Genomic DNA, 11,668 nt, shown 5'->3' on the forward strand with positions numbered 1-11,668 from the left:
AAAAAGAGCAGCCCGGCGTCAATACGGCGCCGGGCTGTTCGGTGCGTTGTCGAGACGAGCACCGTGCAAGCTGCAAGCTACTTGCTCTCGAGCACGGGAATCTCGGTATCGTCCGCCTCGTCGAGGTTTTTCTCCCACACGTAATGCTTGGTCTCGCGAGCGATCAGCCCCGAAAGCAGCAGCACGACGATGATGTTCGGAACGGCCATGAGCGCGTTGGTGATGTCCGAGATGGTCCACACCAAATCGCCGATGCCGATGGCGCCCAAGAACGCCACAGCTACGTAGAGCACCTGGTACGGGCGGATGGCGTGCTTGCCGAACAGGTACGTGACGCAGCGGTTGCCGTAGTACGACCAACCCAGGATGGTGGTGTATGCGAACAGAATCATGCCGATCACCAGGATAGGCGTGCCGATGTAGGGAATCGACGCGAACGCCGCGCTTGTCAGGTCGGCGCCAGCGGAAACCTGACCGCTCTCCATGATGCCGGGGTTCGCGATCATCGTGGAAACCAGCACGATGCCCGTCAAAGCGCAGATGACCACCGTATCCCAGAACGTACCGGTCATGGACACGAGCGCCTGGCGTGCCGGGTTGCGCGTGGACGCGGCCGAGGCCACGATGGGCGCGGAGCCCAGGCCGGACTCGTTGGAGAACAGGCCGCGCGCGCAACCGAACTGCAGCGCCATCATAAGGCCGCTGCCCACGGCGCCGCCGAACGCAGCCTTCGGCGTGAAGGCGCATTCGAAGATCAAGCAGATGGCGGGCCACACGTATTCCCAGTTCATTCCAATGATCACGATACAGCCCCATGCGTACGCGATAGCCATGAACGGAACCAGCTTCTCGCATACCTTGGAGATGATCTTGATGCCGCCGAAGATGACGAGCGACACCATGATGACGATAGCCAACCCGATGCCCCACGCGGGAACGCCGGGAGCGTTCGAGGTGATGATGCCCGTCATCGCGCTGGACTGGACCGCGGATCCAATGCCGAACGAAGCCACAGCGGCGAACAGGGCGAAGGCGCCCGCCCCCAGCACGCCGTACCAGGGCGTCTTCCCGTCCTTCTCGAACGCACGGCGCCACGCGTACATCGCTCCGCCCAGCATGTTGCCGTTATGGTCCTTCACGCGGTACTTCACGGCTGCGTACGTCTCGGAATACTTGGTAGCCATGCCGAACACGCCCGTAAGCCACATCCACAGCACCGCGCCCGGACCGCCCGCCAGGATGGCGGTGCCCACGCCCACGATGTTGCCCGTGCCGATGGTGGCCGAAAGCGCCGTGGTCAGCGCACCGAACTGGCTGATATCCCCCGGTGCGTCCGGATCCTTCGTTACCGACAGCTTGATGGCCGTCGGCAGCTTGCGCTGGATGAATCCCGTGCGAAACGTCAGGAACAGGTGAGAACCCAGCAGCAGAATGATCATCGGCGGGCCCCACACGAACGCATCGATGTCGCTGATAAGCTGAACGATGTCCATACCCCAACCCCTCTCTCTTTCCTTGTGTACGAAAGCAGGCGAAGAGTCTATACCGAAGCAGGTTGCACCGCCCCGGCAAAGCGCTGGGCATCATCGGCGCATGGCCAGAACGATGGAAGCCGTTTCGGTATGGGCACTTTCGCACGCTAAAGTACCCGGATTATAACGAGGCAGCACGTTGCAGCTTGATACCAAATGCGAAATTGTCAGCGAACGGCGCCGCGGGCAGGGGGGACGAGCGAAAACGCGCATCCGCGGACGAGCGGGCGAGCCCTACTTCCCTTCCAGCTGCGGGATAGGCGTGTCGTCGGCTTCGTCGAGATTGCCGTCGTAAATGTAGTGCCGCGTCTCCCGAGCGACCATGCCGGACAGCATGAGAACCACCACGATATTGGGAATGGCCATGAGCGCGTTGCCAATATCGCTGATCAACCAGACGACGTCGCCTACGCCGATAGCTCCCAAAAACGCCACGGCCACGTACACCACCTGATACGGACGAATAGCGTAGCGCCCGAACAGGTACGTGATGCAGCGGCTGCCGTAGTACGACCAACCCAGGATGGTGGTGTAGCTGAACGCCACCATGCCCAGCACCAGAATAGGCGTTCCGATGTAGGGAATCTTCGAGAACGCCTCGCTTGCCAGCTGGGCGCCCGAGTACAACGTGGGATTCTCCAAGATATCGGAGGCGATGTCGGGATGCGCGAGCATGGTGGACACCAGCACGATGCCGGTCAGCGCGCAGATCACGACAGTGGACCAAAACGTGCCGGTCATGGCAACAAGCGCCTGCTGAGCAGGGTTGCGCGTGGAAGCCGCTGCCGCCACGATGGGCGCGGAGCCCAGGCCGGATTCGTTGGAGAACAGGCCGCGCGCGCAGCCGAACTGCAAGGCAACCATGATGCCGCTGCCCACGGCGCCGCCGAACGCGGCCTTCGGGGTAAACGCGCATTCGAGGATAAGACCGAGCGCCTGACCCAGAAGCGGACCGTTGAGCACGAGGATGACGATGCATCCGCCGGCATACGCCACGGCCATGAAAGGAACCAGCTTCTCGCAGACTTTGGATATGGATTCCACGCCGCCGAAGATGACCACCGAAACCAGGATCACGATCACCACGCCCACAGCCCATGCGGGAACCGCAACGTTCGAGGTGATGATGCCGGCCATAGCCGACGCCTGCACGGCCGATCCGGTGCCGATGGCGGCAATGGCCGCGAACGCCGCGAACGCGACCGCGCCCAGCTTCGCCCACCAGGGAGTGCGCCCGCCGGGGCCGGGATCCAGTTCGCCCTTGTCATTGCGACGAAACGCGCGCTCCCAAATGTACATGGCGCCGCCCAGCATGGCGCCGTTATGGTCCTTCACGCGGTACTTCACCGCCGCGTACACTTCCGCGTACTTGGTGGCGATGCCGAACACGCCCGTGATCCACATCCAGAACACGGCACCTGGACCGCCCGCCAGAATGGCCGTGGCCACGCCCACGATGGAGCCCGTGCCGATGGTGGCCGCCAGCGCCGTTGCGAGCGCGCCGAAGTGGCTGATGTCGCCTTTGCCCTCGGGATCCGAGGTAAGCGAGAGCTTGATGGCCTGGGGCAGCTTGCGCTGGATGAAGCCCGTCTTCACCGTGAAGAACAGATGCGAGCCCAAAAGGAGCGCGATCATGGCCGGGCCCCATACAAAGCTGTCGATGGTGTTGAGAATCTCAAACATAATTTCGCTATTGTACCCCCGCACGAACCGGCGAAGGAAAATTCCCGTCGGGTATACACAAACTGTAACCTAGCGTGCGAAACGTCGCATCGATGCCGCGCTTCGCACGCTAGGTTCACGAAACCGGCGATCTGCCGAATCGCCCCAGCTCGTCGGGTACGAGCCTACCGCCGATGGTAGATCAGGTGGCACACATCGTCGCCGCGCGCGATGGTCTTGGGCAGGTCCAGCTCGCAGCCGTACGCCTCGCCGATGCCGCGATCGCCGCACATGGCCCAATCGCACAGGTTGGAAATCTCCTCGTCGGTGCAACCCTGCTTCTGCCACGCCTTCACCAGCGGGCAGTAATGAAATTCCAGCTCGAACCGATCGTCCTGCACGTCTTTGACGTCCATCTCGAACACCATCTGGGCCGGCTTGCCGAACAGCCCCTTCTTGAGGCTCTTCAAACTATGCGTGCCGCCGCCCTTTGCAACCAGCTCCGCCCCCTGAAACAAGCCGCAGCGCTTGACCGCTGCCGGCGCGAACGTCGCCGGATCGGCGCCTGCCTTCGCGGCCTCGTCCGTAAGCAGGTACAGCCAAAGCGCGCGGTGCTCCAGCAACTCCCGAATAGCCTTCACCAGCGGGTTTTTGATCCGCGGCTCGTTCACGACCCTGCTCTGCCCCATTGCTCCCCCTTCGTTCCCCATGGCGTGCGCCATGCTTTCGCGTACCGGCATTATACGGGAGCGATCCGCCAGCAGGCAAAAGAACGGCCCGGCAGCAGGCCAACCCGCCCCGCCGCGCATTGTCGCCCGAAACCTACGGTTTTCGCCGAGAAACCGTACGTTTCGGGCGACAATGCGTTCACGGAAGCGCTTTCGATCCCGTTGGACGTCCAACGTTGCGACGCCCAGCGTCCAGCACCCAACGTCGCAACGCCGGGCGCCGCAACGCCACAAAAATTCGATCCTGTCCGCATTCCGTGAGAAACGCTTGCCACAGATCAGCGAGGTGGTTACAATGTGCGCCATGGATTCTGTTTCAGGGCGAGGTGCAATTCCTCACTGGCGGTAATTCGGCCCGCAGCTTCGCGCTGCAGCAAGCCGAGAGTCCGCGACCCTGCGTGGCGCCATGCTGTGCAGGCTGATTCCGGTGAGATCCCGGGACCAACGGTATAGTCCGGATGGAAGAGGCAGAGATCCGCGAACGCAGCGCACGCGCGCTTTGCATCGGCGGACCCAACAAGCCTGTATGGAAGGAATTCATACGGGCTTGTTTTCTTTTTTGGCCGGAAAACCTGACCCGCACGCAATCGGCCTGGAAAGAAAGGGGTTGCCATGGCAGCCAACAACAAAGACGCTCACGCGCCCGCATTCACCAACACGAACAAATGGGAAACCCGCCAATTGGTCACGATGGCGCTGCTGTGCGCGATCGGCGTACTGCTTTCGTTCGTCGAATTTCCGCTGCTACCCGGCGTGACCTGGCTGAAATACGATGCCTCCGCCATGCCGGCCATGGTATGCGGATTCGCGTTCGGCCCCGCAGCCGGATTGTCGGTCGGCATCGTGGGTGCCGTGATCCACGGCATCTTGTTCGCCGACTTCTCGGGTGCGCTCATGAACATCCTGGTAGTCACCGGTTTCATCTTGCCCGCAGCCATCGTATACCGCAAAACGCGGTCGTTCAAGGGCGGCGTGCTGGGCCTTGTCCTGTCCGTCCTTGCTGCAACGCTCATGGCCATCGTGGGCAACCTGATCATCACGCCGGCGTGGCTGGGCGTTCCGCTTGATGCGGTGATCGCCATGATTATCCCCGTCCTTACCCCGTTCAACTTGGTGAAGGGCGCGCTGAACGCCGTTTTGACCTTGATCGTATACAAAAGCATCTCCAACCTGATCACCCCGAAGAAAAAGCAGGTCAAGGGGCGTTAAACCCTTCTTTTCCCAGGGCTTTTCAGCAGACCAGCTGTCGGCGGCCGCAAGTTTCGACCGCCGACGAGTTCAAGCCGAAGCACGGAAAAGGGCACCGCCCGGCAACCGCATTCGCGACAAAAGGAAAGAAGGACCGCTGCTTATGATCGAGTTCTCCAAGGTGGGATTCACATACGACGGAGAGGCGTTCGTGCTCGACGGCGTGGACGCGCGCATTCAGCAAGGCGAGTTCGTGTGCGTTCTCGGCGGAAACGGGTCGGGCAAATCGACGCTAGCCAAGCACGTGAACGCGCTTCTAACCCCCGACGAGGGCGGCGTCACCGTGCTTGGCCGCGACACGCGCGACGAACATGCAACGTATTTCATCCGAAGCAACGCAGGCATGGTGTTTCAGAACCCCGACGACCAGCTGGTTGCCAGCCTCATCGAAAACGACGTGGCGTTCGGGCCGGAAAACCTGGGCGTGCCCACCGAGGAGCTGCGCCAGCGCGTAGCGGACGCGCTGGCGGACGTGGGTCTGCAGGGCTACGACAAGCGCGAGACCGCGGCGCTGTCGGGCGGGCAGAAGCAGCGCGTAGCCATCGCGGGCGTCTTGGCCATGGAGCCGGACATCCTGGTGCTCGACGAGGCGACGGCCATGCTTGATCCGCGCGGGCGCAAGGGCCTTATGCGTGTGTGCCACGAACTGCACGATCGCGGTATGACCATCGTCATGATCACGCATTTCATGGAGGAAGCGGCTCAGGCAGATCGCGTCATCGTGCTGGAGAACGGCCGCGTCGCCTGCGACGGAACCCCTCAAGAAGTACTTGTACGAGCAGAGCTGCTGGAAAGCCTGAACCTCGACGTACCGTTCGCCGCCGCGCTTTCGTTTGCGCTCAAGCAGCGCGGCGTGCCCGTAGGCATGCATGTTGAAACCGAAGCCTTGAAGGAGGAGCTATGCGCATTGCTTTCGAAGGCGTAAGCTACTCGTATTCCGACCCCGACCGTCAAGAAAAGCGCAAGCGCCGCCTGAAGAAGCGACGGGAAGCCGGCGTGACAGAAGAGGCGCCCTCGCTTGAAACCCACGGCAAAGCCGCCTGGGGAACGGATCCCAATGCCGTATGGGCGCTTCGCGACATCAACTTCTCCCTGGAAGACGGGGAATTCCTTGGCGTGGCCGGCCACACCGGAAGCGGGAAGAGCACGCTCATCCAGCACATGAACGGGCTGGTGAGTCCCACGCGCGGACGCGTGCTCCTTGACGGGAAAGACCTGGCCAACAAGCGGGAGGCACAGGCGTGCCGCGGCAAGGTGGGCCTGGTGTTCCAGTACCCCGAGCATCAGCTGTTCGCCGCCACCGTCAACGAGGACGTGGCGTTCGGGCCGCGAAACCTGGGCGTGCCCGACGAAGAGGTGCAGACGCGCGTGCGCGCCGCCCTGGAGAGCGTGCGCTTGGACCCGGACGTCGTGGGAGACAGAAGCCCCTTCGAGCTTTCCGGAGGACAGCAGCGGCGCGTGGCGTTCGCCGGGGTTTTGGCCATGGAGCCGCAGGTGCTGGTGCTCGATGAGCCGGTCGCGGGGCTCGATCCCGTGGCGCGCGAGGAGTTCCTCGCCCTCATAAGCGAATTGCACGCCGGAGGGCTCACCGTTGTGATGGTGTCGCACAACATGGACGACCTGGCCCGTTTCTCCGATCGAATCCTCGTGCTGAACGAAGGCGGGCAGTTCGCGCTAGGCACGCCGGCCGAGGTGTTCGCGCAAGGCGACGAGCTGCGCGCCATCGGGCTGGACGCGCCGGCCCCGCACAAGCTTGCAGCCGAGCTGCGCTCGCTGGGCCTTGACCTGCCCCGCCAGTTGTACAACGTGGAATCGCTTGCCGACGACCTGAGGGCGCTGTACGAAGCGGAGGCTCGCCATGCCTGACATCGCGGTCATCGGACGCTACTGGCCGGGAACAAGCCCTGTTCACCGCATGGATCCGCGCGCCAAGCTGCTGCTTTCGCTTGCGCTCATGGCGGTGGTCTTCGTTGCGAACGTGGGAAACTTCTGGGGGCTTGCCGTATGCGCCGCGTTCGTGTTCGGATTCTTCGCGTTGGCGGGCATCCCGCTTCGATCGGCGTTCAAGTCCATCGCGCCGCTGGCGTTCATCGTGGTCATCACCGCGCTGCTGAACGTGTTCTTCGTGCAGGGCGGGCAGGTGCTGTTCGAGTGGTGGATCTTCCGCATCAGCGAGGCAGGTATCTGGCAGGCTGCGTTCATCGCGTGCCGGCTCCTCTTGCTGCTGCTGGGCATGAGCCTTCTTACGCTGACCACGACCACGCTCGATATCACCGACGCTTTCGAGTACCTGCTGCACCCTTTCGCACGCATCGGAGTACCGGCCCACGAGCTTTCCATGATGATGGGCATTGCGCTTCGATTCCTGCCGCAGTTCACTTTTGAGCTGCAAACCGTCTACCGCGCGCAGATCAGCCGCGGGGCAACGTTTTCCAAGGGGAAGGTGCGCATGCTGGCCTCCCTTATGGTTCCCCTGCTCACCAGCGCGTTTCGCCATGCGGAAACGCTTTCCTCGGGCATGGACGCGCGCTGCTACCACGGGGGGACCGGGCGGACGCGCCTGCATCCGCTTGCGTACTCGCAGCTTGACGCACGAGGCACGGGGGTAATCCTGCTCATGCTGGCGTGCGTCATTGCAACCAATTTCATACCGAACTAGCCGAACTGGCAACAGCCCCCACTGAAGAGAGGAACGCCCCATGAACGGAAACGAAACCATCGTCGACTACCTAACGAGCGTGCCCGCCTGGTATCTGGCCACGTGCGACGGCGACCAGCCGCACGTGCGGCCCTTCAGCTTCGCCGCCATCCAGGACGGCCGCATTTGGTTCTGCACCGCAACCACCAAAGACGTGTACCGAGAACTGAAGGCCAATCCGAAGTTCGAGCTAAGCGCCTGGAAGCCGGGAAGCGGCTGGGTCATCATGCGCGGGCAAGCCGATTTGGAAGACCGCGCGAACAGCGAGGTGCGCCGTGCCGGGTTCGAGCACATGACCGGACTCGGCGAAAGCTACGATGGACCCGAAGACGAGACGCTCACGTTCTTCACCGTGACGAACCCCGAAGCATGGGTGTGCGACATCGACGGCAGCTGGAATCCCGTCGAGTTCTAAGTTCGGCAACGCAATCGAAAGCGGTGCAGCACGCGCGGCGACGACCGGAAGTCCACCCGCCACGCTGCGCCGCTTTCGCGCTTGCTACGTGAATATGCCGAAGCTGTGGCCCTCCTTGCGTTTTTAGTGAAGTATTCCGTACGCCGAAGGAAGGCTAGCGCTGGGTGAAACGAAAGTCGTACACTGTAGTTCACGACCCGTCAATAGAATTGAGTGTTGCGAGGTCAGAGTATAAAAAGCCCCGCTCCCCCGTTAGAGCAAGAGGTTGAGAACTATGGATGTAAACGACTACGATGCGCTCATGGAAGCCATCAAGGGCAGCGCTTCGAAGATCTTCGAGCTTGCAAACACGGAAGAGGAAGTCTGCCGTCTTGAAAAAGCCATCCACCACGAAGTGATGTATCTTGCGGCCATCGCGCAATCCGACCGCATCAAGCCACCGCAAGGATGGGATCTGCTCGGACGCTAAACGACGGCACGGGGATTGCTCCCCGCGCCGTTTTTACTTTAATCTGCAAAATCGTACAGGTCCTTCGTCGCCGCCCTGAAGTCCTCGTATACCTCGGAGGCTACCGCCTCGTCCTCGACAAGCTCGAAAGCCGCGGGCTGGCCTTCTTCGTCGAGTTCCGTCACTTCCAGTAAAACAACCTCGCCCGACGAGCCGGCCGGCTCGTCCTCGCTGATCGGGAAAAAGAACCCGTAGCTTCGGCCTTCGTGCAGAATCAGACCCAGAAACTCCAGCTCCGTCTGCTCGCCAGTCTCGTCTTCGAGCACGATGGCGATGCCCTCCTCCACCGGCGGACAAAAGTTAGGGGCGCTTCCTTCACGCATCGCGGACTCCTTGCTCCTCGCATGTTCATTGGCGCTAGGGTACCACAAGCACCTTGCACCGCGCGCGTTCGAGCCGGCAACGACAGACAAGCGCCAGACGGCTGGACGGGCGGCACACCGCAAAGGAAGGTCCCCTGCCAGGGGACCTTCCTTTGCATCGAACGCCCAGGGAGGGAAGGGGACGTCCGTGCAACAAGGGGTTGTTACTTCGTCAAGCTATGCAACGGGCCTGACCCGCGCTCGGCGCTTTGCCATCCTTCGGGCAACGGAGCATCATGGCATTCGTTGCAGGTCATCGTCGACGTGCCGTCCACCGAATGACATGTGACGCAATCCCCGGCAGCCAAGTGCGCTTTATGAGGATTGAACCCTTCGATACCCTGGTAGTTCTCGTTCGCCGCGTTGATGGTGTCGCGCGTATGGCAGCTCAAGCACACCTTGTTGTCGAACGATTCGACTCCGTCCAGCTGGCCTTCCACATGCACGGCTTTCAATGAACCCGTCGGATACGTCGCCTCCGCAGCGCCCTGATCGTCGCCTGCCTTCGGCGCACATCCCCCTAATGCCACCGCCAGAGAAGCAGCAAGCATCACGGGCGCCAAAACCTTCAGCAGCTTCCCTTTTTTCACGTTCAGCACCTTCTCTTCCTAGATGTTTGCATGAATGTAATCGAGGCCCAGAATATCCTTGACGGCCAGCCACGCAAAGCACTGGCCATGTCCGATGCCAGAGCCCATCACGTTGGGAGGATACACGTTGCCGTAGAACGATCCGGCGGTGTTGCCGGCAACGTACAAACCCGGAATAGGCATGCCCTTCTTGTCGAGAACGCGCTGCCGCTCGTCGTTCTTGAGTCCGCCACGCGTCGAAGTCATCGACGAACAGTGCTTCGAGGCGTAGTACGGCGGCGTGTCAATGGGGTTCATCCACAGCGGATCCTTGTAAAAGTCAAGATCTTCGCCAGCTGCGCACAGCTCGTTGTAGCGCGCGAACGTGGCCATGAAGATGTCCTTGTCGAATCCGCAATGCTCGGCCAACTCTTCGATGGTGTCGAACTTGAACGTAATGCCGTTCGCAACGTTCTTATCCACTTCTTCTTGGGTGTTCGAGGCGGTATAGTCCTCCACCATGTAGCCACCCTCAGGAAACTTCTCTTTCCAAGCGCTATCCCAAATGCTCCACGCGCAGCCATCCGGCGTACACGTCAGCTTGGGAATGGAGGGCGACTGGAACGGCAGATTCTCAGCCATGAGGCGTCGGCCGGCTCCATCGACCATGAGCACAGGCAAGTTGGCAACGCCTGCATAGAAATGGGTGCCGTCGAACGTAGTGGGCAGCGTCCCGTCCATCATGACAGCTGCAAACGGCCACAGATCGCCGCAAGCGAACTCGTCCATGTCCGCCCCGATCCACATGCCCATCTTCTGGCCGTCGCCCGTGTCGTTGGTATTGATGTTGTAGCGAACGATCTTTTTCAGCGACACGTTGTAATGCGCCATCATTTCCCGGTCAGCCGCCATATCGCCCGTAGCCAGCAGCACGCCCTTCGAAGCGTTGTACTTCACGTACTCGCCCGACTCGTTCTCGGCGATAACGCCCGTGCACCGTCCGTCGCTGTCTCGGACAAGCTGAACGGCAGGAGTGTTGTAATGGAAAGTTGCTCCCTTTTCGGAAGCGTATGCCTCCATAACGCCCGTCCAGTCCACAGGATCACCCGTAGCGAAGAATCCGCCGTCTTTCTGCGCGAAGAAAATCATCTGGGCGAACGCCTGCCACAGGGGGCTTGCGCCCGGCATGCCAATGCCGTCGTTCGTGATCTTGTAGTCGAGCGATGCGGCGGGAATCAGCTGGTAGCCCTTCTCGTTGAAGATCTTCTCGAGCCAGTTGATGTAGGGACCGGAGTTATCGAACCACAGACCGTAAGCCGACGTCCGGCCCTGCACTCCATTGGTGATGGCCCATGTCGAAGTGACGAACTCCTTGCGATCGGTGGTCAACCCCAACTTCGTCTGCACATCGGAGTTGAAGCCGGCAGTGCACAAGCGGAACAAGCCGTACGTGCTTCCTTTTTCCACCACATGCACGTTCGCGCCGCTCTCGGCCGCAAGCATAGCGGCAGGCAACCCGCAGATGCCCGCACCGCAGATAACGATATCGCAATCGATCGTCTCGGCTATCTCGCTTTCGGCAATGGGGTCAGGTGGCGTGAGGAATGCAGGCTGCCCGGCCTCAGGAGCCGCAGCCGCATTCGCATCATCGGCGGGAGCCTTCGATTCGGACTCCGACGCCCCACCGCTGCAGCCGGCAAGCCCGAATGCTGCCCCAGCTCCGACCATCGCAGCTCCGGTTAGAAATCCGCGACGAGACATTCCTTGACCACGCATGCTTTCCCTGTTCAACATGACGTCCCCTTTCCTTGATCCATCCCTTTAACCGACCCCTTGTATCGAGCGATCGGCTCGCAACCGATCCTACGTGTTCAAGGAGAGGTTAAGAAATCGGTAACTTCACAGCACTGCGGGCATTTTGCTAACCTGAACCGCTAACCCTCGCT

Annotated in this window: 12 protein-coding genes and 1 riboswitch; of the genes, 6 read left to right on the forward strand and 6 right to left on the reverse strand. The window is 61.3% G+C overall.

All coding sequences use genetic code 11. From position 1 onward, the window contains the following. Positions 1–77 precede the first annotated feature (77 nt). The 3 genes from ACTQZK_RS02280 to ACTQZK_RS02290 form a co-directional block, all read right to left on the reverse strand. On the reverse strand, positions 78–1,493 hold the full coding sequence (locus ACTQZK_RS02280; protein ID WP_216528898.1) for an alanine/glycine:cation symporter family protein: 1,416 nt from the start codon (positions 1,491–1,493) through the stop codon (positions 78–80). A gap of 273 nt (positions 1,494–1,766) precedes the next feature. Next, a complete protein-coding gene (locus tag ACTQZK_RS02285) occupies positions 1,767–3,215 on the reverse strand; it encodes an alanine/glycine:cation symporter family protein (RefSeq protein WP_418830369.1) in 1,449 nt (482 codons plus the stop codon). A gap of 164 nt (positions 3,216–3,379) precedes the next feature. Further along, positions 3,380–3,883, reverse strand: a complete 504-nt coding sequence (locus ACTQZK_RS02290) for an L-2-amino-thiazoline-4-carboxylic acid hydrolase (RefSeq protein WP_428420262.1) — start codon at positions 3,881–3,883, stop codon at positions 3,380–3,382. 347 nt (positions 3,884–4,230) lie between these two features. Then, a riboswitch (FMN riboswitch) is annotated at positions 4,231–4,396 on the forward strand. Positions 4,397–4,534: 138 nt separating this feature from the next. On the opposite strand from ACTQZK_RS02290, the gene ACTQZK_RS02295 reads away from it, so the two are divergent. From ACTQZK_RS02295 to ACTQZK_RS02320, 6 genes are all read left to right on the forward strand, one after another. Beyond that, entirely contained in the window at positions 4,535–5,131 is a 597-nt protein-coding gene (locus ACTQZK_RS02295) for an ECF transporter S component (protein WP_418830365.1), read from the forward strand. 142 nt (positions 5,132–5,273) lie between these two features. Continuing rightward, the gene (locus ACTQZK_RS02300) at positions 5,274–6,095 is read left to right on the forward strand and encodes an energy-coupling factor transporter ATPase (RefSeq protein WP_441898273.1); all 822 of its coding nucleotides are present in this window, start codon (positions 5,274–5,276) and stop codon (positions 6,093–6,095) included. Further along, the gene (locus ACTQZK_RS02305; protein WP_441898274.1) at positions 6,071–7,036 is read left to right on the forward strand and encodes an energy-coupling factor transporter ATPase; all 966 of its coding nucleotides are present in this window, start codon (positions 6,071–6,073) and stop codon (positions 7,034–7,036) included. The genes ACTQZK_RS02300 and ACTQZK_RS02305 overlap by 25 nt, the downstream gene beginning before the upstream one ends. Continuing rightward, positions 7,029–7,829 carry an energy-coupling factor transporter transmembrane component T family protein gene (locus tag ACTQZK_RS02310; RefSeq protein WP_441898275.1) on the forward strand — a complete coding sequence of 267 codons (801 nt, stop codon included), beginning with the start codon at positions 7,029–7,031 and terminating at the stop codon, positions 7,827–7,829. Before ACTQZK_RS02305 ends, ACTQZK_RS02310 begins: the two co-directional genes overlap by 8 nt. Positions 7,830–7,869: 40 nt before the next feature. Further along, a complete protein-coding gene (locus ACTQZK_RS02315; protein ID WP_418830357.1) occupies positions 7,870–8,283 on the forward strand; it encodes a pyridoxamine 5'-phosphate oxidase family protein in 414 nt (137 codons plus the stop codon). A gap of 274 nt (positions 8,284–8,557) precedes the next feature. Then, a complete protein-coding gene (locus ACTQZK_RS02320; RefSeq protein WP_114566764.1) occupies positions 8,558–8,752 on the forward strand; it encodes a hypothetical protein in 195 nt (64 codons plus the stop codon). Positions 8,753–8,790: 38 nt separating this feature from the next. Here the strand turns inward: ACTQZK_RS02320 and ACTQZK_RS02325 are convergent, their stop codons facing one another. The 3 genes from ACTQZK_RS02325 to ACTQZK_RS02335 all read right to left on the reverse strand — a co-directional run bounded on the left by ACTQZK_RS02325 (position 8,791) and on the right by ACTQZK_RS02335 (position 11,516). Next, entirely contained in the window at positions 8,791–9,114 is a 324-nt protein-coding gene (locus tag ACTQZK_RS02325; protein ID WP_114566763.1) for a DUF1292 domain-containing protein, read from the reverse strand. A gap of 203 nt (positions 9,115–9,317) precedes the next feature. Then, positions 9,318–9,743, reverse strand: coding sequence for a cytochrome c3 family protein (locus ACTQZK_RS02330; RefSeq protein WP_418830355.1), 426 nt, complete (start codon positions 9,741–9,743; stop codon positions 9,318–9,320). An 18-nt stretch (positions 9,744–9,761) separates the two neighbouring features. Continuing rightward, positions 9,762–11,516 carry an FAD-dependent oxidoreductase gene (locus tag ACTQZK_RS02335; protein ID WP_418830352.1) on the reverse strand — a complete coding sequence of 585 codons (1,755 nt, stop codon included), beginning with the start codon at positions 11,514–11,516 and terminating at the stop codon, positions 9,762–9,764. Between the last annotated feature and the right edge of the window lie 152 nt (positions 11,517–11,668).

Source organism: Paraeggerthella sp. LCP19S3_G8, from assembly GCF_052119225.1.
GTDB classification, from domain to species: domain Bacteria; phylum Actinomycetota; class Coriobacteriia; order Coriobacteriales; family Eggerthellaceae; genus Paraeggerthella; species Paraeggerthella hominis.

Coding starts and splice junctions, on each gene's coding strand:
- ACTQZK_RS02280 (WP_216528898.1), bottom strand. CDS start 1,493: ATGGACATCGTTCAGCTTATCAGCGACATCGATGCGTTCGTGTGGGGC.
- ACTQZK_RS02285 (WP_418830369.1), bottom strand. CDS start 3,215: ATGTTTGAGATTCTCAACACCATCGACAGCTTTGTATGGGGCCCGGCC.
- ACTQZK_RS02290 (WP_428420262.1), bottom strand. CDS start 3,883: ATGGGGCAGAGCAGGGTCGTGAACGAGCCGCGGATCAAAAACCCGCTG.
- ACTQZK_RS02295 (WP_418830365.1), top strand. CDS start 4,535: ATGGCAGCCAACAACAAAGACGCTCACGCGCCCGCATTCACCAACACG.
- ACTQZK_RS02300 (WP_441898273.1), top strand. CDS start 5,274: ATGATCGAGTTCTCCAAGGTGGGATTCACATACGACGGAGAGGCGTTC.
- ACTQZK_RS02305 (WP_441898274.1), top strand. CDS start 6,071: ATGCGCATTGCTTTCGAAGGCGTAAGCTACTCGTATTCCGACCCCGAC.
- ACTQZK_RS02310 (WP_441898275.1), top strand. CDS start 7,029: ATGCCTGACATCGCGGTCATCGGACGCTACTGGCCGGGAACAAGCCCT.
- ACTQZK_RS02315 (WP_418830357.1), top strand. CDS start 7,870: ATGAACGGAAACGAAACCATCGTCGACTACCTAACGAGCGTGCCCGCC.
- ACTQZK_RS02320 (WP_114566764.1), top strand. CDS start 8,558: ATGGATGTAAACGACTACGATGCGCTCATGGAAGCCATCAAGGGCAGC.
- ACTQZK_RS02325 (WP_114566763.1), bottom strand. CDS start 9,114: ATGCGTGAAGGAAGCGCCCCTAACTTTTGTCCGCCGGTGGAGGAGGGC.
- ACTQZK_RS02335 (WP_418830352.1), bottom strand. CDS start 11,516: ATGTTGAACAGGGAAAGCATGCGTGGTCAAGGAATGTCTCGTCGCGGA.